A 21,371-nucleotide genomic window follows, 5' to 3' on the forward strand; every position below is an offset into this window, starting at 1 on the left:
AGTTGCAAGGTAAAACGTGCTGGCCTTTCGCACGGCCAGCAGCCAAGGAAAACCAATGACAACCCAGCCGATCAATCCGAGGCCCGCATTGGGCGAGCGCGAAATGATCGTGCTGATGGCTTTGCTGATGAGCCTGCAGGCCTTCGGGATCGATGCCATGCTCCCTGCGCTTGGCCAGATGGCCAGCGAAATGGGTGCGTCGGGAAATGACCGCCAGTTCGTGATCGGCGCTTACTTCCTTGGTTCCGGTATCGGCGCCTTCTTCCCCGGCGCATTTGCGGACCGTTTCGGCAGGCGCCCGGTGCTCGCAATCGGGCTGGTGTCTTACATCGTCCTTTCGCTCGCCTGTGCTTTGGTAACGGATTACGATGTGCTGCTGGCTTTGCGCCTTGTGCAGGGAATATCCTGCGCGGGTCTCAGCGTGGTCCCCGCTGCCATAGTGCGCGATCAGGTCGGCGGCGACCGCATGGCCCGATTGATGAGCCTGATCATGATGATTTTCCTGCTGGTGCCCATTCTCGCCCCGGCGGTCGGGCAGGGGATCATGTATCTGGCCGGTTGGCGCGCGATCTTCGGGGCCATGGCGGTGGTTGGTCTGCTGGTCAGCATCTGGGTATGGGCGCGGCTGCCAGAGACGCTGCAGGAAGGCAACAAACAGGACATCAAGGTGGGCACCATCCTGCGCAATATGGGCACCGCGCTGACGGATCGCGGCGCGATCGGCTATGTCGTGGGCAGCGCGCTGGTGTTCGGTTCGCTGTTCGGCTTCCTCAATTCCAGCCAGCAATTGATCAGCGAAACATTCGGCATGGGCAACTACTTCGCCCTGATTTTCGGCGGCGCGGTGGTTGGCATGGTGCTGGCCAATTTCACCAATTCGCGGATCGTTGAACGCTTTGGCGCGCGCCGTGTCAGCCACACGGCCTTGATCGCATTCATCGCCATCAGCGTGGTGCAATTCATCAGTGCCAGTCAGGCGCAGCAGCCCTTGGCACAGTTCATCGTCTTGATGAGCCTGTCGATGGCAATGCTCGGTTTTATTGGCGCAAACTTCAGTTCGATCGCGATGCAGCCGTTCTTCCATATCGCCGGTGCCGCCAGTTCAGCGCAGACCGCGCTGCGCATGAGCACAGGCGCGGTTCTGGGTGCGGTAATCGGCGGGCTATACGATGGAACGGCGCGGCCGCTGGCGGTTTCGATGCTCAGCTGCGCGCTACTGGCGCTGGCCATCGTGCTGTTCAGCGAACATGGCAAGCTGTTCCGCCGGGTGAGTAACTGAGTAACGACAGGGCACGTCAGATTGTGCGCGGGGGCCCGCAGAGCCTATTCGCTTTCCAGTCTACGCCAAGCCAGTTCGGCGAATTCGCACAGCAAGGGACGCGTGTCGCGCGGGTCGATAATATCTTCGACATTAAACCGTTCTGCGCTGCGGAATGGTGACGTGACCTTGTTCAGCCGCGCCTTGATCTCTTCCAATTCGGCGGCAGGATCTTCGGCGGCTTCCAATTCCGATTTATAGGCAACCTCCAGCCCGCCTGCGATGGGCAGGCTGCCCCAGTCCCCGCTGGGCCAGCAGAAGCGGTATTGATAGGTTTCCGCATTGCTCATCGCGCTGCCTGCGATGCCGTATGCGCGCCGCAGTACTACGGAAGCAAGCGGCACGGTGGCCTTGTAAATCGCATTCATCGCGTTGACGCCGTAACGGATGGTGCCCGCCATTTCCGCCTCGCGCCCGATCATGAAACCGGGATTGTCGACCAGGTGAATGATCGGCAGGCGGAACTGGTCGGCCAGTTTCACGAACCGCTCGACCTTCTCGCTGGTCTTGGCTTCCCATGATCCGCCAAGGAAGCTCGGGTCGCTGGCAACCACGGCCACGGGATATCCGTTAAGCCGGGCCAGCGCGGTGATGGCCGCGCGGCCCCAGTTGCGGCCAATTTCGAACACTGTGCCTTGATCCAGCACAATCTCCAGGCATCGGCGCATGGAATAGACCTGCTTCGGATCGCGCGGGACCAGACTGAGCAGTGCGTCTTCGCGCCGGTGGATCGGATCGGTGCAATTGGACCGGCGCGCCAGCTGGCCGACATGTTCGGGCATGAACGAAAGGAAATGCCGTGCGCGGGCAAACGCCTCGGCCTCGCTTGCCACTTCGTCATCGACCACGCCGTTGCGCGTGTGAATGTCGCTGCCGCCGAGGTCTTCTTTCGCCTGTTGGTGATCGGCGGCGCTTTTGTAGCTCGCGCCCAGGCCATCGACCACGGCGGGGCCGGCGGCGAAAATCTGGCTCAGCCCGCGAACCATGATTGAATAATGGCTGGCAACGGTGCGCGCTGCGCCCAGTCCTGCAGTCGGGCCCAGCGCCAGCGCCACAACGGGCACCGTATCGAGGTTCTTCACCACTTCGCCCCAGCCGGGCACTGCGGGAATATAGGTTGCGCCGATCGCCTCCAGCGTCTTCACGCTTCCGCCGCCGCCGGTGCCGTCGATCATGCGGATGATGGGCAGCTTCATCTCGTGCGCCATCTTTTCCGCCTGTACCATCTTGCGGCTGATCCCGGCATCTGCCGCGCCGCCGCGAATGGTGAAATCGTCTGCCGTGGCGACAACCGGTCGCCCCTCGATCAGAGCCTTGCCGAACAGGAACGGGGCGGGGAGGACACTCTCCAGATCGCCGTTTTCATCGTAGCTGGCCTTGCCCGCGATCTTGCCGATTTCGCGGAACGACCCGTCATCGACCAGAGCGGCAAGGCGCGCGCGTGCATCCATTTTGCCGCGGCCATGCTGGCGGGCGAGTTTTTCTTCCCCGCCCATGCGTTCCGCCAGTTCCTCGCGGCGGCGTAGTTCCTCGAGTTCGCTCTTCCAGGTCATTTTTGTTTTCCGCACGCCATTCGGCGTGCGATTTCCTCGCTCATTCCTTCAAGGATCGCGTCGCTGCGGGCGGGCGCTAAAGAACATCGGCGAGCTTGCGGTTGCTGCGCAACCATTTGGTGCTGAGCAGCAAGCCTCACTCCGTAGGCTCCACCACGCACAGCACCGCCTCGACCTGCACCTGCCCGCCTTCGCTGGCCGACAGCTCGGTCACGGTCCCGTCGAATGGCGCGGTGAGGGCGTGTTCCATCTTCATCGCCTCGAGCACCATCAGCCGCTGGCCTGCGGAAACCGTGTCGCCCTCTGCCACATCGACCGCGATGACCTTGCCCGGCATGGGTGCGAGGATTGCGCCGTCGGCGGCGGAGGCGTGGCCGGTGCCTCTCTCGTGATCGAGCGAAACCGCAAAAGTGTCGGCTCGATAACTTACGAGAGCAATGTCGGGAGCGGCGAGCGAAGAGAAGGTGTGATCAGAACGATGATCATCAGGTTCGACTGCGTAGGTCTCTTTGCCAGAACGCAGCCGCACCGTGCGATTAGCTGGCGCATTGAGTCGGAAACCGGAAAGGGCTTGGCGGTCTCCATCCTCGTACTGATCCAGCAATTCCGACGCCGCTCGGTTCAGCATTTCTGCCTTCGGTTGAGTCATCGGTTTCAGGTCATTCTCGTGATCGGCAATGAAAGCCGTGGTAAGTTCGGCGGACGCAAAGGCCTCGTGGGTCACCAGATCGAACAGGAATCCAGCGTTGGACTTCACCGGCCACACCGCCACACCTTCAAGCGCGGTCCCCAGCCGATAAATTGCTTCGTTTCGGGTCGATCCGTGCGCGACAACCTTTGCGATCATCGGGTCATAGAATGGTGAAACTGCTGAGCCACGCTCGATCCCGGTTTCGACCCTGATACCCTCCGCGCCGTCAGGGAGATGGCACTGCTCAAGCGTGCCGGTCGAAGGAAGAAAGCCAGCCGCCACATCTTCCGCATAGAGCCGGGCCTCGATCGCCCAGCCGTCGATGCTCAGCTCCTCCTGCTTGAGCGGGATCGGCTCCCCGCTCGCCACGCGCAGCTGCCACTCTACCAGGTCCACGCCGGTAATCTCCTCGGTCACCGGGTGCTCCACCTGTAGCCGCGTGTTCATCTCCATGAAGAAGATGCGGTCGGCGCGCAGGCCTTCGCTGGCGTCGGCGATGAATTCGATGGTGCCTGCGCCCTCGTAATCGACTGCCTTGGCAGCCCTGACAGCAGCGGCGCAAATTTCTTCGCGGGTCGCCTCGTCCATGCCGGGGGCGGGGGCTTCCTCGATCACCTTCTGGTGGCGGCGCTGGAGCGAGCAATCGCGTTCGAACAGGTGGACGACGTTGCCGTGGCTGTCGCCGAACACCTGCACCTCGATATGGCGCGGCGAGGTGATCCACTTTTCGAGCAGGACCTCGTCGTTGGAGAAGCTGGCCTTGGCCTCGCGCTTGCAGCTTTCCAGATCGGCTTCGAAATTCTCTGCTGCGTCGACCTTGCGCATGCCCTTGCCGCCGCCGCCTGCGACTGCCTTGATCAGCACGGGATAGCCGATGGCGTCAGCTTCTTTCTTCAAGCGATCCACTGACTGGTCTGCGCCAAGATAGCCGGGGGTTACGGGCACTCCGGCGGCGATCATGCGTTCCTTGGCCGCATCCTTGAGGCCCATCGCCCGGATGCTCTCCGGCTTTGGTCCGACCCAGATCAGGCCAGCGTCGATCACGCTCTGCGCGAAGTCGGCGTTCTCGGACAGGAAGCCGTAGCCCGGATGGATCGCCTCCGCGCCGGTCTGTTTGGCAGCGGCGATGATCTTCTCGCCCACCAGATAGCTTTCCGCAGCGGGGGAGGGGCCAATATGCACCGCCTCATCGGCACTGCGCACATGCAAGGCTTTCGCATCGGCATCGGAATAGACCGCAACGGTGGCGACGCCCATTTCGCGGGCGGTGCGGATAATACGGCAGGCAATCTCGCCGCGATTGGCGATCAGAAGCTTTGAAATCATGCCAACCGATTAGAACCCTGTGCCGCCCATGTCGAGCGCAGAGGGCAGCAGGTCACAGTTCGTCGGGCAGCGGGTCCATCGGCGGCGGGGCGATGGGGCCGGCCATCCGCACGGCCAGCAGGATCTCGCCCCGATCCAGCGGCGGTTCATCGTCCGGGCCGACCGGATCGTTTTTCAGCGCTTCGAAGAAAGCGGCGGTTACATGGCCCAGCTTGCCAAGGCTGCTGGTATGCACGCGGTGGTCCCACGCAGCCTTGCCGCGCCGGCGCACCTCGTAACCGATATCGGTGTAAATGCGGGCGGCGGACAGGATCGCCCAGCGGCTACGGAACGGTAGACCCACCGTGCCCAGCCGGGCGCGCTTGGCGTATTTGTCCATCAGCAGGACCAGTTTTTCGGCCATGTCGGCCAGTTCAGCGCGGTGGTGCGGTTTGGTATGCTGGCCGGGTTCGATGTCTTCTTCCACCAGCCATTCCATCGGCAGATAACACCGCCCGGCGGCGTCATCTTCCAGCAAATCTCGGGCGATATTGGCCAGCTGGAACGCGATGCCCAGATCGCAGGCCCGATCCATCACTTCGTCATCGTCAGGATCGACGCCCATGACCGCGGCCATCATCACTCCGACCGCACCGGCGACGTGATAGCAATAGCGCAGCAGGTCTGCCTCGCTGCGCGGACGCCAGTCGCGTGCATCCAGTGCAAAACCTTCGATGACGTCTTCCGCCATTTGCGCGGACAGGCGGCCTTCCTGCGCGACCAGGCCGAAGGCGTCGAACGCAATATCGGCCGTGGGCAGTCCGTCGAACGCGCGCTGTGTCAGCACGCGGATCGATTTCAGCCTGCTTTCCGCGCCCGCCTGATCGCCCAGTTCGCCGCCCATTTCCTGTGCATCGGCGATGTCGTCGCACCGGCGGCACCAGGCATAGAGCAGCCAGACGCGTTCGCGCGTGTCGATGTCGAACAGGGTGGATGCTGCGGTAAAGCTTTTGGAGCCTTCCTCGATCGACCGGCGCGCCTTTTCAACCAGTGCAAACCGGTCCCTGCCTCCGCCCGCCTGGTGCGGCGTGCCGCGCAGGATGCGCGAAGGCGCGAGCATACGGGCAGAGATCCGGATCGGGCTCAAAGATCGTCGGCCTTCATCTGGAAAATCGGTTTGTGCGGTTCGTAAGCGGCCATCTTGCCCAGCAGGCCTTCTATGTCACCGTCCCAGATCATGATGCTGTGGTGCGCAGGCCGAACGAAGCCGACCGATGCCATGTGCGAGTTGAAAGCGATCAACTGGTCATAGAAACCGAACGCGTTAAGCAGGCCGACCGGATTGCTGTGATAACCAAGCTGTGCCCAGCTCATCGCTTCCCACAATTCGTCCATTGTGCCCACGCCGCCGGGGATGGTTACGAACCCGTCCGACAGATCGGTGAACAGTTTCTTGCGTTCGTGCATGCCGGATACGGTATGCAATTCGGTGCAGTCGTGGTTGGCGACCTCGGAATTGGCAAGCGCTTCGGGAATTACGCCGATAACTTCGCCGCCAGCTTCCAGCGCGCCGGTTGCAACTGCGCCCATCAGACCCAGCCTGCCGCCGCCATAGACAACGCCGATCCCGTGCTGTGCAAGTGTAGCGCCAACCTGCGCGGCAAGTTCCATATAGCGCGGATCGTCCGGCGTGGCGGAGCCGCAATAGACGGCAAGACGTTTCATCGGGTGGCTCATTTCTTCAAATCCTCGATCATCAGGCCGGCGGTCGCCTTAGCACTTCCCACGACACCGGGAATACCTGCGCCCGGATGCGTCCCGGCACCGACCAGGTAGAAATTGTCGATCACATCATCGCGGTTGTGTCCGCGGAACCATGCGCTTTGCGTCAGGATCGGCTCAAGGCTGAAAGCGCTGCCGAGATGCGCGTTCAGATCTTCTGCAAAATCGCTGGGCGCATAATGGAATTTGGTCACAATGCGATCATGGATGTCCGGGATCAAACGCCGGCCGACCTCGTCCAGAATCCGTTTTTCAAGGATTGGTCCGACTTCGTCCCAGTTGACCGGCAGCTTGCCCATGTGGGCAACGGGCACGAGTGCATAGAAAGTGCTTTTGCCCTTCGGGGCCATGCTGGGGTCGGTCACGGTCGGGTGGTGCAGATAAATGCTGAAATCCTGCGGCAGCACGCCGTTGTCGTAAATATCGTCCAGCAGCCCCTTATACCGCGGGCCGAACAGGATCATGTGGTGCGGGATACCCGGCCATGTCCCTTCCAGCCCGAAATGGACGACGAACAGGCCGGGGCTGAACTTCTTGCGTGACAGGGACTTCGCCTGATCCTTGCCGCGTTTGCTGCCTGACAGCAGGTCGCGGTAGGAATGCATGATGTCGCCATTGCTGGCGACCGCATCGAAACGCTGTTTGAAACCGCTCTTTGTTTCGACCTCGGTCGCCTTGTTGCCAGTGGTGTGGACCTGGATCACCGGATCACCGATCATCATGGTCCCGCCCAGCCGTTCGAAGTGGCGTATCATCCCGGCAATCAGGCGGTTGGTGCCGCCGCGCGTCCACCAGACGCCGCCATCTTTTTCCAGCTTGTGGATCAAAGTGTAGATTGCGCTGGTCTTGAACGGGTTTCCGCCCACCAGCAGCGTGTGGAAGCTCAGCGCCTCGCGGATTTTCTCGTTCTTGATGAAGCTCGAAACGATCGAATAAACACTGCGCCATGCCTGTTTCTTGGCCAGCGCGGGTGCAGCTTTCAGCATCGATTTGAAATCGAGAAACGGGACCGTGCCCAGCTTCACATAGCCTTCTTCGTAAACCCCGGCAGAATATTCGAGAAACCGCTGATACCCGGCGACGTCTTCCGGTTCCAGCTTGGCGATTTCCTCGTTCAGTTCTTCTTGCCGGTTTGAATAATTGAAATTGTGACCGTCGGGCCAGTTGAGCCGGTAGAAGGGGTGGACCTTCATCAGCTCGACATCTTTTTTCATGTCATGGCCGGATATCGACCACAATTCTTCCAGACAGGGCGGATCGGTTACAACGGTCGGGCCGCCATCGAAAATGAAGCCGTCCTTCTCCCAGAAATAGGCCCGGCCGCCGGGCTTGTCGCGGGCTTCGATAACGGTTGTCTGGATGCCGGCCGATTGCAGACGCATGGCTAGCGCCATACCGCCAAAGCCGGAACCGATCACACAGGCGGTTTTGCCGGTTCCCGTATCCATCGGTGCAGCTTCCACTTGGGAAAGCAGGTCAGGTTCAGCGCTGGCAGTCTTGCTGCTCATCCAATTTTCTCCTCGCGCGCAATCAATGGCGCGCCTTTTCCGGCCAGGGCGGAAATTGCCCTGCCGACAGGTACGGGCGGCTTGCCCATCAGGACGCGCGCCTTGTCTTTCAGGCGCGATTCCCCGGCATAGAACCTTTCGATCAATCCCTCGTTCAAGCGATAGAAGCGCTCGAACACCCGGTAGCGTTCCCGCGGCCGGGCCGCACCGAACAGCATCGAACCAAGCATCCGGTAAAAGCCGGTGCGCGACCAATGCCTGCGTGCGCGTGTTTCAAGCAGAGCGGCCAACTGCTGTCCGGGCAATTCTGCGTCCTGTGCAATCGCCAGTGCAGTGCTGACTGCAAAGGGCAAGGTGTAACTGGTCAGCGGGTGGACCAATCCGGCACGCGCGCCAGCAAGGCTGACGCCATCGACGCGCTGCTGCGCCTGAAACGCGCTGAAATCGCCGCCGGTAATGACCGGCAGGATGCCCGTTTCACCGCCCAATATCTGGCCGTCCCAGCCCTGCGCGGCATGATATCGGTCGAGGCGGGATGATAATGCGCTGCGGTCCAGATCGGGTGTGTCCGTGTAATAGGTGTCTTCGACGAACAGCTCGTTCGCGCCCAGCGGCAGGACATAGACGAAACGGTAGGCCCCATCATCGCTGCCGGGCGAAAACTGTTCGACATTCGCGTCCATGATCACCGGCAGCTTGATGCCGTGCGGCCGATCGGTCCGTGTCAGACGGCCCATGAAAACCTGCCAGCCGCCGGTCAGGTGCCGGCTGGGCTCAGGACCCCGGCAATCGATGACGGAGCGCGCGGAAATACGGTGGCCGTTTGCCAGCGTGACGCCGCCTGCATCGATTGATGCCGCAGAATAGCCGGTGTGGATCGTGTCCTGCCCCAGTTCGCGGCGCAGCGCGGCATTGAAATCTTCCGAAGTCAGCGATCTGTAGCGTGAGCCTAGCCTGCGCCGGTAAGCCGGGAATTGGACTTGGTATCCATCCCACTCGGATTTGCGGAAACTCGCCATCAGCGCGGTTCCTTCGGGGCCAAGATCGCTCTCGAACCAGCTCCACCGGTGATTTCCGCCCAGCGTTTCGCCAGCCTCGATCAGCGTGACATGCATTTCCGGATGGTGGCGGCGCAGCGCGAGCGCAATCAGCCCGCCGGAAAGTCCGCCGCCGACAATGGCAATTTCGGTTCTGGTCTGACTAGCGCGCCCGTTCATTACCTGCATTCCCCTAGGCTGCGCCGCGCCGGGGAGCAATGTGTTTGCTTCCGTCGTCCCCCGTGTCACAAGGCGGCATGACCAGTCATCTGTTGCCGCATCGCAAAGCCGCATTGGCGACGATCATTCTCCTGCTTGTCGTTCTGGCGATCCTGTTCGCGATGGGACGGCCTGCGATCTGTGACTGCGGAACGGTAAAGCTGTGGCACGGCGTGGTGCAATCTTCCGAAAACAGCCAGCATATCGCAGACTGGTACAGCCCCAGCCATTTTACCCATGGCCTGATCATGTATGCGGCGGCGTTCCTGCTCTGGAAAAAATGGGCGCTGCTTGGCGGGCGACCGGCGAAATGGGCGCTGCCCATCGCAGTGATCGTCGAGGCTGCTTGGGAAATCTCCGAAAACACCGAGGCGGTTATCAACCGTTACCGGGAGGCGACGATCAGCCTGGGCTATGCGGGCGATTCCATTGTGAATTCGATGGCCGATATCGGCTGGATGATCGCCGGCTTCTATGTCGCGGCACGCATCCCGTGGCAGGCGAGCCTGTTGCTGGCGGGATTCTTCGAATTGTTCACCTTGTGGGCGATCCGCGACAATCTGAGCCTCAACATCGTCATGCTGTTCTGGCCGATAGAGGCGATCAAGCAGTGGCAGGGTATGGGATAATTGCGCGCCGCACAGGAACGACATTTCTGCAATCCCGTTAGTGACCCAAACAGGGGTTCAAGAATGTCATTCACCAAAACATCGCTTTTCATCGCTGCATCCGCGGCAATCGCAGGTCAGCCATTGATGGCGCAGACTTATCAAGACACCGGCGAAACCGCTGAAGTCTCTGGCCCGGCAGAGCGCCCGGAAACCGTTTTCGACGGTGACTGGGTCAGCGTTGGCATCGGCGCCGCGTATTCGCCAAGCTATGACGGTTCGGACGATTACGTCGTTTCCGTCCTGCCGATTGTGCAAGGCTCGGTTGGCGGGGTCGATTTCAATCCGCGCCCCGGCGGTTTGGCCGTTGATTTCATTCCTGATGCAGAGGAAGGGCCCGGTCTGGATCTCGGCGTAGCGGCGCGTATTCGCCGCTCGCGTGCCTCGCAGATCAAAGACCCGGTGGTAAAAAGCCTGGGCGAACTCGATACGGCAATCGAAGTCGGTCCGACAGCGGGCATCAGCCTGCCTGCATTGCTCAACCCGTATGACAGCCTGAGCTTCAACGTCGATATGCGCTGGGATGTCGCGGGCGCGCATGACGGGATGGTAATCGATCCGTCGGTCACATATTTCACGCCGCTCAGCCGCGGTGCAGTTGCCTCGCTCACGCTGGGCGCGGAATATGCCGATGATAGCTATGCCGACTATTATTTCAGCGTCGATGCTGCGGGCAGCACAGTCAGCGGCTTGCCGCAGTTTCAGGCCGAGGGCGGATTTACCAAGGCAAGTGCCACGATGTTGCTGGGTTATGACCTGGACGGGGATGCCACCAATGGCGGCCTCGCACTGGTCGGTATCGGCGGATATTCGCGCATGCTGGGCGATGCAAAGAATACGCCTCTCACCAGCATTCGCGGCGATGCGGACCAGTGGTTCGTGGCAGTTGGCGTGGGTTACACCTTCTAAGCGCCAAACGATGCGCCGCGTCTGAGGCCAAGCTATTAAAGAAAAGCCCGCCGCCGGTTCGATCCGGCGGCGGGCTTTCTTGTGCAGGCCAGCAGGGCCAGCCCGATGGTCAATCTTCTGCGGCAGCCGCGCCCTTGGCACCTTCGGCCAGCTGCGGCCGCGATGGCGGCAGCGGTGCATCACGGTCGCCAGTCTTCAGGTACGTGTCGAACCAGCGCATCATCCGCAGATTGTAGTCATAGCGGCTGGCTGCCTTGCGGTTGCCATGCCCTTCACCGGGGTACAGCACGAGACGCACCGGCGTGTCGGTGCGAACCTTGATGTTGCGGTACAGTTCATAGCTCTGGCTGGGCGCGACACGCGTATCTTCTGCGCCGTGCATGATCAGGATCGGCGTTTCGGCCTTGTCGACGTGATAGATCGGCGAGACTTCCAGCATACCCTGCCAATTCTCCCACGGCCATTTGCGGCTGTGCACATTGTACATCTCGACCGGAATGTCGGTGGTGCCGAATTTGCTGATCTGGTTGGAAATGCCGACGAACATCACGCTCGCCGCATATTCTGCCGACAGCGCAGTTGCGCCCCATGCAGAGGCATAGCCGCCATAGGAACCGCCAGTGATACCGACGCGGTCTGCATCGGCGATGCCTTCAGCAACGAAGTGACGCTTCGCATCGACGATGTCGTTGAATTCCTTGCCAGCGTAATCGTTCTGGTGCGCCTTGGCGAAATCGACCCCGTAGCCGGTGGAGCCGCGATAGTTTGGCAGGAACACGGCGTAACCCTGACCGGCGGCAACCTGGCCGGGCTTGCTATAGGCAGTCTGCCAGCCATTGCTTTCATGTGCTTCCGGCCCGCCATGAACATTCATGATCATCGGCGCGCCGCCGCTGGGGATGCCGCCGACAGGTTCGATCAGAATGCCTTCGACATCCTGTCCGTCGCGCGCCTTGTAGGTAACCGTACGCTGAGTGCCGAAATCGATTTCCGAGAGCCAGCCATTGTGGTTGCTCCAACGGGTCAGCGTGCCGTCATCTTCCAGCGCGAAAAGCTCGCTTGGGTGCATGGCACTATCGCCGCGCACAACGATACGGTCGCCGCCAGCCTCGATGCCCGAAATTGCAATGCCGCCAGTGCCGTATTCGGCCAGCTGGTTGCCGTTCGCATCATACATGCGCAGGAAACTGGTCGCGCCCTTGTCGATGACAGTCGCGAGGCGTCCATCGGCGAGGAATTCGGCGTCCACCGCAGCCTCTGCTGCTCCGCCGTTGACGGCTGAAAATGCGCCGGTCGCGATATCGACCAGGTGCAGCGTAGTCGGGGCGGGGTCGTTCTCGTCGATCCCGGCGATCATCGAAAGCTTGCTGCCGTCCGGCGAAATTTCGACATCGTCGATCTTGCCGGGTGTTTCGACGATTGCGGTAATGTCGCCGCTCGACAGGTCGAGGATATTGACCCGCTTGAGCGTATAGCTGTCGTCGACATTGGGAGTGGGGGATGTTTCGATCACTGCGGTCGTGCCGTTCGGCGCAACCTGGAATGCGCTGACATATCCGGGGATGGTGACCTCCGCCGGATCAGCATCCACATCGGTGCCGTACCGCGCGGAGAACAGCCGGTTTAGGCGGGCTTCTTCTTCATATACGACCGCGTCAAAACCGGCATCGCTCTGTTCTTCGCGCTGTTCGTCAGCATCGGCGCTGGCCAGCATGTAAATGGTGGTTCCGTCGGGGCTCCACACGTGGGAGCTGACATTGGCACCGTCCACTGCGGCCAGCTTGCGCTGCGCGCCGCCATCAACGGGGATGCCCCAGACCGCGCGCTTTTCCTTGTCCTGCGACCAGATGAAGCTGATCGTGCGGCCATCAGGCGAAAACTTGATGTTGGAAGGGCTGACATCGGCGGGAAGGAAAACGCGTGCGTTATCCGGACCGTAGGCAACGCTCAGTTCCTGCTTGAAAGAGCCATTGTCTTCGCCCTCTGTCACATCGGGCAAGCTGGAAGTGGTGTAGGCGACCCGCGAACCGTCGGGCGAAACCGCGATAGCTCCGACGCTTTCCAGCTTGGCAACATCTTCCGGGGTCATCGGGCGGGCTGCTGCGGTTGCGGCGATTGAAACCGAACCAAGCAGAGTGGCTGCGAGCAAGAGCTTGCGTGTCATCTGGTGTTTTCCTCTCGTGACGTACGTTTGCGACGGTAATACCCAAACTGGTTACCAGTGCAACCGGATGGCTGGTGCGAAGTTCCGCACAGCCCGCTTGCCTCGCCGGGACATCATAGGCATCACCTGCGCAACGAGGGAGATTTTCAAATGCGTTCGACACGATTGATTGCCGCAGCACTTGCCGCCAGCACTGCCCTGTTCGCAGGCACTGCTTTTGCCCAAACAACCATCATCCACGCAGGATCGGTGGTCACCGACGCAGCCGGAACCGCATCCGGCCCGGCAACCATCACCGTGACCGATGGCAAGATCGTGAGCATCGATGACGGTTTCCTACCTACGCCCGAAGGTGCAACGATGGTGCACATGCCCGACAAGACAGTCCTTCCCGGGCTGATCGATTTGCATGTCCATCTGACCGGCGATCCTGGCGGCGATTTCTGGAAAGAAGCGATCGAGGCAGAAGAATGGGGCGTTGTGGTCGGCGCAAAGAATGCAGAAACAACGCTGCGGGCAGGTTTCACCACAGTGCGCGAAGCGGGCAGTGCGCAGCATACCTCGTTTGCTCTGCGCCGCGGCACTGCCGAGGGTATGATCCTTGGGCCGCGGATTGTCGCGGCGGGTCCGGCACTGGCGATTGTCGGCGGGCACGGCGATGTTTCCGGCTTCAAGCCCGAGGTGAACGAAGTGCTGACCAGTGGATACACCTGCACTGGCGCTGTCGAATGCGCCGAGAAAGTGCGCCGCGCGGGCCAGAACGGGGCTGACGTGATCAAGATTACTGCCACCGGCGGTGTGCTCAGCCAGCAGGGCGCGGGTCTGGAGGCGCACTTCACCGCCGACGAGATGAAGAGCATCGCCGACACCGCCCGCTCGCTGGGGCTAAAGGTCATGGCGCATGCGCATGGCGCGCGCGGAATCGAGGCGGCGAGCAAGGCGGGCATTTACACGATCGAACACGGCACTTTCATCGACCAGCAGGCGGCGCGAACCATGAAAGCGAACGGGACGATCCTGGTCCCTACCTTGATGGCGTTCAAAGGTATCAGCGAAGGGCTGGGCAAGGGGGTCTACACGCCGGTGGTTGAGGAGAAGATCCGATCAACCGTTGATGTGGCGCTTTCGCTGGTCACGCGTGCCCGCAAGGAAGGGGTCGAGATCGCTTTCGGGACCGATGCCGGCGTCTTCACGCACGGCCGCAATGCAGAGGAATTCGGCCTGCTGAAGGATCAGGGGATGAGCGACCGCGAGGCGCTTGCCAGTGCGACTACGGTCGCCGCGAAGGTGCTCGGTATGGAAGGCCAGATTGGCCGCCTTGCACCGGGATACTCGGCAGATATCATTGCGGTGGCAGGCAATCCGCTGACCGACGTAACCGTACTGGAAAACGTCGACTGGGTAATGGTGCGGGGCAAGATCGCGGACTGATCACGGCCCGCCAGGCGGCGTGCCGCTAATCGACCGGCAAATGCCTTTGGTCGATAGGGGCATGCCTTGACCTGCCTTGCCTGACTAATACACTTCGCACGATATCATTTAGGGGACTAACACGATGAAAACTCTACGCCTTGCCTTGTTGGCAACCGCCGCACTTGCACTTCCGGCAGCCCCAGCGCTGGCCGATCACCACGCTGAAACAGCTGCAACAGAGACTGCCCAGACCGAAGGCGAGAAGCTGACCGCGCTGTTCGCCGAATCCGATGCGCGCAGCCTGCAGCTAAACCCGCTTGGCCGCCTGTTCCGCGGCGATGACAGCGACGCCGACAAGCTTGGCGATTACCTGACCGATTCCAGCTTTTACGCCAGCCGTCTCGATACGCAGCTCAACCTTGCCCTGCTTGCGCAGATCGACCGCAGCAAGCTGAGCGAAACCGATCAGCTGGCCTATGACGTGTTCAAATATAATCAGGAACAGTCGCTGGCCGGTCAGACCGATGAAATCCGTGCGCTGACCGAAGTGCGCCCGGTAAACCATTTCAGCGGCTTCCACACTTTCTATCCTACATTTGCCAGCGGCAAGGGCGCCGCGCCGTTCAAGACGCTTGCGAACTACGAAGACAACCTGTCGCGCCACGATGATTACATCGCCATCACCGACCGCGCGATCGACAAGTTCCGTGACGGGATGGAAAGCGGCGTCGTCGAAACCAAGCTGACGATCAACAATGTGATCCAGCAATTCGATACGCAGCTGGCAATCCCGATTGCGGATTCGCAGTTCATGGGCCCGGTTGCTGCGTTCCCGGAAGATTTTTCCGACGAAGACAAGGCGCGCCTGACCGCAGCCTATGAAGCCAAGACTGCGGAAATCTATGCAGCTCACGCCCGGATGCGTGATTTCCTGCGTGATGAATACATGGCGGCTGCCCGCGACACCGTCGGCCTGAGCGACATGAAAGGCGGCGACAAGCTTTACGCCCAGTTGATCGAGAACACGACAACGCTGCCTCTGTCGGCCGACTATCTGCACAATCTCGGCCTGAGCGAAGTCGAGCGGATCAAGACCGGCCTGGAAGAAATCAAGGCCGAGGTCGGGTTCGAGGGAACACTCAACGAATTCTTCGACTATGTCCGCACCGATGATCAGTTCAAGCCGGAAAGCCGCGAAGCGCTGACGCAGAGCTATTACGACATCGGCAAGCAGGTAGACGAAAAAATCGGCGATTATTTCAGCCTGCTGCCGAAATCCGAACTGCGCATTCAGCCCTACGATCCTGCGATCGAACAGTTCAGTGCGGGCGGTTCGTACCAGTCCGGAACGCCAGACGGTTCGCGCCCCGGCACATTCTATTTCAATGCCTATGACCTGCCCAGCCGCCTGACGACGGGCAACGTCACACTGTACCTGCACGAAGGCGCGCCGGGCCATCACTTCCAGATCAGCCTGGCACAAGAAAACGACGCGCTGCCTGCGTTTATGCGCTTTGGCGGGACGACGGCATTCGTTGAAGGCTGGGCGCTTTATTCGGAGACACTCGGTTACGAAATGGGCTTCTTCGATGATCCATGGAACCGTTACGGCACATTGCAGGATGAGCAGCTGCGCGCCATGCGGCTGGTGGTCGATACCGGCCTCCATGCGAAGGGCTGGACCCGTGATCAGGCGATCGACTTCATGCTCGCCAATTCGGGTATGACCCGTACCGAAGTGGTTTCCGAGGTCGAACGCTACATCGCAATCCCGAGCCAGGCGCTTGCCTACAAGGTTGGTGCCCTGAAAATTCAGGAACTGCGCCAGAAGGCAGAGACAGAGCTTGGTGATGATTTCGACATCAAGGAATTCCACGCTCAGGTTCTGGGTACGGGCGGCCTTCCGCTGCCGGTCCTCGAAGCCAAGATCGATCGCTGGATCGCCAGCAAGTAAGATTGGGTGACACGCAGGCCCGGTACACGTGCCTGCTGCCGGGGAATGACACATGGATATTGCTAGCAACCGTGCGGTGAAGTTCGTCTCCATCGCCTTGATCGCAACGGTCGTACTGCAATTGGTCTATATGGCATTCCTCGGCGGCCCTCAGCCTGCCGAAGCGGGGGCTGCACTGACGAGCGCAGACGTCATTCGCTATTTCGACGAGCGCGGCACAGAGATTACAGCGGTCTGGGCGATAGAGGCCGCCGCATTCATAATCATTGCGCTGTCCGCCTTTGTAACGCTCGCACGCGGTGCAGCGATGCCTGTCGCTTGGTGCGCACTGGGGCTGTTCGGGGTCTTCAACCTGGTCCAGATCGGGATCGGCCTTGCGATGTTCGAACCGGCGGCGCGCGCCGGTGGGGATGAAACCGGCCTGTTTTTCGTTTTTGTCTCAGGTGCGTTTTTCTTCTTCTATCTGGCCAAGCTGTTTCTGGGCATTGCCGCGACCTTCTTCGGTCTGCGCATAGTCAGCGGCAATTCGGCGGGTCTGAAGGTTTTGGGCGGCCTGACACTTATTGCCGGTCTGGCTGCAATTGGTGCGAATTTTGCCGCCATGGCGGCGGGCAACTCGGTGCTGTTCATCGCCGGGGCAACCGGTACCGCCGCAGCGCTGTTCACTGCGGTCGCAGCCGGTTTTGCGATGCGTCTATCCCGCTAAACCGTATGCCCTGATCGAAATATCCGCCGGGTTGGTTTCATTTGCGCCGCTGGCGTGCTTTCACTGGACCCGAGGGCTGGGGTGCTGCTGCGAAGGGGCGATGCTGCGCTGCGGCGAATTTATGCTGCAATGCAGTGAATAGGTTTGCATGACAGGTTCCAAGCGGCGCCGATGCAAGGTAGACCCCTTGCAATGACCGCGTCTGCGCCCGATTCCACGCTCCCCCCGCCGCCTGCTTTTCAGCAACTGGCGGAAAGCCGGGCGGTCGCGCTGTTTCTCGACTTTGACGGCACTTTGGTGGAAATCGCGCCGGGTCCCGATGCGATCGAAGTGCCTGCGGACCTTTCCTCGCGATTAGAGGAGCTCGGCCAGCGTCTGGACGGACGCCTTGCTCTCGTTAGCGGGCGCGGGCTGGACAATATCGCCGATCACGTGGGCGACCTTGCCATTGCCCGCGGCGGATCGCACGGGGCGGAGCGGGTTGCCGCAGATGGCACCAGCCTTGGCAGCAATCCCGCACCACTGGCAGTTTCCATCGTCGAGGAAATACAGGAAGTGGCGGCAGCCAATGGCGCGCTGTTTGAACGCAAGCGTTTTGGTGCAGCGCTGCATTACCGCGCTGCACCTGAAACCGGACCGGAGATAGAGGCGGCGGCCCGGCAAATTGCCTCGGCCAACAATCTGCGCGCCAAAAGCGGGAAATGCGTAATCGAACTGGTCCATCCCGGTGCAGACAAGGGCTCTGCAGTTGCAGCATTCATGGAAACCGATCCGTTTGCGGGCAGCCTGCCGATCTTCATCGGTGACGATGTGACCGACGAAGATGGATTTGCCCAGGCGAGCAGACTGGGCGGGTTCGGCATCGCCGTTGGTGATCGCCCCTCGCAAAACGCGGCATACCGCATCAACACTGTGAAAGAGGTCTATGAATGGCTGAAGCTGTAAGCCCCCACACTCCAGATCTCGAGCTTTGGCCGGTTGGCAACTGCCAGGTCAGCGGTTTGATCGACAAACGCGGCGGTCTGGTGTGGGGCTGTGTTCCCCGCGTGGATGGCGATCCCGTTTTCTGCGCGTTGCTGAACGGCGAAAAACAGGATGCGGGCGTCTGGCGGTTCGAGCTCGATGGGCAGGTTTCAGCGTCGCAGGAATACATCCGCAACACGCCCATCCTGGTCACCCGCCTCACCGCAGAAGACGGCAGCGCAGTGGAGGTACTGGATTTCTGCCCCCGTTATGAAGGTAAGGGACGGATGTACCGCCCGGTTGCTTTCGGCCGTATCGTGCGCCCAGTGGCCGGCAATCCGCGGATCAAGGTTATCCTCCGGCCGATGAAAAATTACGGCGCGCACACCGTCGAAACCACCAACGGTACCAATCACATACGCTATCTGGTCGGTCCGCAGGCGATGCGGCTCAGTACCGATGCGCCGATTGGCTACATCATGGAAGGGCGCACTTTCCGGATCGAGGAAGACACGCATTTCTTCCTCGGCCCGGACGAACCATTTGCCGGAAATCTGCGCGAGGAAATCCGCCGGATGGAACAGTCGACGCGCAAATACTGGCAGCAATGGGTGCGCGGCCTTGCCACGCCGTTCGAATTTCAGGACGAGGTGATCCGCTGCGCGATTACGCTGAAGCTGTGCCAGCATGAAGAAACCGGGGCGATTGTCGCGGCGCTGACAACCTCAATTCCGGAGGCACCGGGCAGCGAACGCAATTGGGATTACCGGTTCTGCTGGATTCGCGATTCCTACTACACCGTGCAGGCGCTGAACCGGCTTGGCGCGCTGGATGTGCTGGAAAAATACCTCGGCTATCTGCGTAATATCGTCGATTCTGCGAAAGGCGGCCAGATCCAGCCGCTCTATTCGGTGATGGGCGAAAGCGAACTGAACGAGACGACCGCCGCGCATCTCGCCGGATATCGCGGGATGGGGCCGGTGCGGGTCGGCAATGCTGCCTACAAACAGATCCAGCACGATTGCTATGGCCAGATCGTCTTGCCGACGGTGCAGGGCTTTATCGACAAGCGTCTGATGCGGATTGCGGACGACACCGATTTCGCCAGTCTCGAAGAGGTAGGCGAAATGGCGTGGAAGATGCACGACCAGCCTGACGCCGGTCTGTGGGAATTCCGCACGAGGCAGGAAGTGCACACCTATTCGGCTGTCATGAGCTGGGCCGCGTGCGACCGGCTGGCCAACACCGCCGGTTGGATCGGCAAGCCCGAGCGCGAGAAATTGTGGCGCGAGCGGGCTGACGCGATCCGCCAGACGATCGAGAAAGAGGCCTGGGTCGAAGGTGACGGCAACGGCAGTCGGGGGCACTACAAGGCCAGTTTCGAGACAGACTATCTCGATGCCAGCCTGCTGCAAATGATTGATCTGCGCTTCCTGAAACCCGACGATCCGCGATTCCAGTCGACTTTCGCAGCGATCGAAAAGGAATTGCGGCGCGGCGAACACATGCTGCGCTATGCGACCGAAGATGATTTCGGTGCCCCTGAAACCGCCTTCAACGTATGCACATTCTGGCTGATCGAGGCGTTACATCTGGCTGGCCGAAGCGAAGAGGCGCACGGCCTCTTCTCGACCATGCTGGGGCACACCACCGGGTCGGGTATGCTGAGCGAGGACCTGGACTGGGAAACGGGCGAATTGTGGGGCAATTTCCCGCAGACCTATTCGCTGGTTGGCATCATCAACTGCGCCGGGCTGCTGTCCAAACCGTGGAGCGAGGTACGCTGATATCATGAGCAGGCTGGTAATCATTTCGAACCGCGTCGCCGTTGCCAAGGGGCGCGGCGCTGCGGGCGCGCAAGGGGGCCTCGCCGGGGCGCTCAATTCGGCGCTGAAGAAATTCGGCGGCGTCTGGTTCGGCTGGTCGGGGCAGGAGGCGGACGAGACCACCGGCCATATCCAGCTGCATACCAATGACGGCGTGACCACCGCGACGATCGATCTCAGCCACCACGATGTGGAGGAATATTACAACGGCTATGCCAATTCGACCCTGTGGCCCCTGTTTCATTACCGGATCGACCTGACCGAATATGAGAACGAAACCGGCAGAGGTTACGAGCGGGTCAACGAAGCTTTCGCGCAGAGTGTCTCGCCGCTGATCGACCCCGACGATCTGGTTTGGGTTCACGATTACCACCTGCTCCCGCTGGGGGAACGGCTGCGTTCGAAGGGGCTGAAAAACCGAATCGGGTTCTTCCTGCACACGCCGTGGCCGCCGGCCCGGTTGTTCGTGTCGCTGCCGTATCACGAGCGGCTGGTGCGCACGATGCTGGAATATGACCTGATCGGCTTCCAGACCGATGAGTGGCTAGGCAGTTTCTTGCATTACTGCGAAAAAGAACTGGGCGCTGAAGTGGACGAGGCGACCGGCAGGATCAGTTTCGAAGGGCGCACGACCTATGCCCGCGCATATCCCATCGGCGTCGACTGGGATCATATCCAGGCGCAGGCGAAATTGCCCGAAGCGCGGCAGGCGGCCCAGCGGATGCTTTCCAGCACCCGGCACCGTACCGCGATGATCGGCGTGGATCGGCTCGATTATTCAAAAGGTCTGCCTGAACGGATCGACGGTATATCTCGCTTTTTCGATCAGAACCCTGACCGGGTGCGCGACCTGGTGTTCATCCAGATCGCGCCGCCCAGCCGGGAAGACGTCGACAGCTATCAGAAAATCCGCGCCGAACTGGAACAGAAGACGGGGCAGATCAACGGTGCGCGCAGCGAAGTGGACATCGTGCCGATCCGATATGTCAACAAGGGGCACAGCCTGGCGGAACTGTGCGGTTTCTATTCAACTGCCAAAATCGGCCTGGTCACACCGCTGCGCGACGGAATGAATCTGGTGGCGAAGGAATATGTCGCGGTGCAGGACCCGGAAGATCCCGGCGTGCTGATCCTGTCGCAATTCGCCGGCGCCGCGCACCAGTTGAAAGACGCGGTACTGGTCAATCCGCACAGCCCGGACAATCTGGCGCGCGCGATCCGATTGGCGCTTGATATGCCGCTGGAGGAACGCAAGCGGCGCTATCAGTCGATGGTGAAATCAGTCCGCGAGGAAGATATTCACGGGTGGACCGACAATTTCGTCGGCGATCTGCGCAGCGTCGGCGCTGACTGAG

General features: G+C 60.8%; 16 protein-coding genes. 9 read left to right on the top strand and 7 right to left on the bottom strand.

Annotated elements, in window-relative coordinates:
* The first annotated feature begins 55 nt into the window (after positions 1-55).
* On the top strand, positions 56-1,279 hold the full coding sequence (locus GRI43_RS00360) for a multidrug effflux MFS transporter (RefSeq protein ID WP_160729149.1): 1,224 nt from the start codon (positions 56-58) through the stop codon (positions 1,277-1,279).
* 44 nt (positions 1,280-1,323) lie between these two features.
* Here GRI43_RS00360 and GRI43_RS00365 read toward each other — a convergent pair whose 3' ends face one another.
* The 6 genes from GRI43_RS00365 to crtY form a co-directional block, all read right to left on the bottom strand.
* Complete coding sequence (locus tag GRI43_RS00365; RefSeq protein WP_160729150.1) at positions 1,324-2,871, bottom strand: acyl-CoA carboxylase subunit beta; 1,548 nt, start codon at positions 2,869-2,871, stop codon at positions 1,324-1,326.
* A gap of 136 nt (positions 2,872-3,007) precedes the next feature.
* Positions 3,008-4,888 carry an acetyl/propionyl/methylcrotonyl-CoA carboxylase subunit alpha gene (locus GRI43_RS00370; protein ID WP_160729151.1) on the bottom strand — a complete coding sequence of 627 codons (1,881 nt, stop codon included), beginning with the start codon at positions 4,886-4,888 and terminating at the stop codon, positions 3,008-3,010.
* Positions 4,889-4,940: 52 nt separating this feature from the next.
* Positions 4,941-5,987 (bottom strand): phytoene/squalene synthase family protein, encoded by a 1,047-nt coding sequence (locus GRI43_RS00375; protein WP_160730544.1) that lies wholly within the window; start codon positions 5,985-5,987, stop codon positions 4,941-4,943.
* Positions 5,988-6,010: 23 nt separating this feature from the next.
* Entirely contained in the window at positions 6,011-6,592 is a 582-nt protein-coding gene (locus tag GRI43_RS00380; RefSeq protein WP_160730545.1) for an LOG family protein, read from the bottom strand.
* 8 nt (positions 6,593-6,600) lie between these two features.
* A complete protein-coding gene (locus GRI43_RS00385) occupies positions 6,601-8,097 on the bottom strand; it encodes a phytoene desaturase (protein WP_160730546.1) in 1,497 nt (498 codons plus the stop codon).
* 56 nt (positions 8,098-8,153) lie between these two features.
* Complete coding sequence (gene crtY / locus GRI43_RS00390; protein WP_160729152.1) at positions 8,154-9,374, bottom strand: lycopene beta-cyclase CrtY; 1,221 nt, start codon at positions 9,372-9,374, stop codon at positions 8,154-8,156.
* Positions 9,375-9,451: 77 nt separating this feature from the next.
* Here crtY and GRI43_RS00395 point away from each other — a divergent pair, with 77 nt between their 5' ends.
* Positions 9,452-10,042 (top strand): DUF2585 domain-containing protein, encoded by a 591-nt coding sequence (locus GRI43_RS00395; RefSeq protein ID WP_160729153.1) that lies wholly within the window; start codon positions 9,452-9,454, stop codon positions 10,040-10,042.
* A gap of 63 nt (positions 10,043-10,105) precedes the next feature.
* On the top strand, positions 10,106-10,990 hold the full coding sequence (locus tag GRI43_RS00400; protein WP_160729154.1) for a MipA/OmpV family protein: 885 nt from the start codon (positions 10,106-10,108) through the stop codon (positions 10,988-10,990).
* A 109-nt stretch (positions 10,991-11,099) separates the two neighbouring features.
* Here the strand turns inward: GRI43_RS00400 and GRI43_RS00405 are convergent, their stop codons facing one another.
* Positions 11,100-13,154: a S9 family peptidase gene (locus tag GRI43_RS00405; protein ID WP_160729155.1), complete on the bottom strand. Its 2,055-nt coding sequence runs from the start codon at positions 13,152-13,154 to the stop codon at positions 11,100-11,102.
* A 150-nt stretch (positions 13,155-13,304) separates the two neighbouring features.
* On the opposite strand from GRI43_RS00405, the gene GRI43_RS00410 reads away from it, so the two are divergent.
* From GRI43_RS00410 to GRI43_RS00435, 6 genes are all read left to right on the top strand, one after another.
* Positions 13,305-14,585 (top strand): metal-dependent hydrolase family protein, encoded by a 1,281-nt coding sequence (locus GRI43_RS00410; protein WP_160729156.1) that lies wholly within the window; start codon positions 13,305-13,307, stop codon positions 14,583-14,585.
* Positions 14,586-14,709: 124 nt separating this feature from the next.
* Positions 14,710-16,521 carry a DUF885 domain-containing protein gene (locus GRI43_RS00415; RefSeq protein ID WP_160729157.1) on the top strand — a complete coding sequence of 604 codons (1,812 nt, stop codon included), beginning with the start codon at positions 14,710-14,712 and terminating at the stop codon, positions 16,519-16,521.
* A gap of 52 nt (positions 16,522-16,573) precedes the next feature.
* The gene (locus tag GRI43_RS00420) at positions 16,574-17,227 is read left to right on the top strand and encodes a hypothetical protein (RefSeq protein ID WP_160729158.1); all 654 of its coding nucleotides are present in this window, start codon (positions 16,574-16,576) and stop codon (positions 17,225-17,227) included.
* Between the two features lie 192 nt (positions 17,228-17,419).
* The gene (otsB, locus tag GRI43_RS00425) at positions 17,420-18,172 is read left to right on the top strand and encodes a trehalose-phosphatase (RefSeq protein ID WP_160729159.1); all 753 of its coding nucleotides are present in this window, start codon (positions 17,420-17,422) and stop codon (positions 18,170-18,172) included.
* Positions 18,157-19,977, top strand: coding sequence for a glycoside hydrolase family 15 protein (locus GRI43_RS00430; RefSeq protein ID WP_160729160.1), 1,821 nt, complete (start codon positions 18,157-18,159; stop codon positions 19,975-19,977). The genes otsB and GRI43_RS00430 overlap by 16 nt, the downstream gene beginning before the upstream one ends.
* A gap of 4 nt (positions 19,978-19,981) precedes the next feature.
* Positions 19,982-21,370, top strand: coding sequence for an alpha,alpha-trehalose-phosphate synthase (UDP-forming) (locus tag GRI43_RS00435; protein ID WP_160729161.1), 1,389 nt, complete (start codon positions 19,982-19,984; stop codon positions 21,368-21,370).
* Position 21,371 lies beyond the last annotated feature (1 nt).

Source organism: Pontixanthobacter luteolus, assembly GCF_009828095.1.
In the GTDB taxonomy this organism is placed as follows: Bacteria; Pseudomonadota; Alphaproteobacteria; order Sphingomonadales; family Sphingomonadaceae; genus Pontixanthobacter; species Pontixanthobacter luteolus.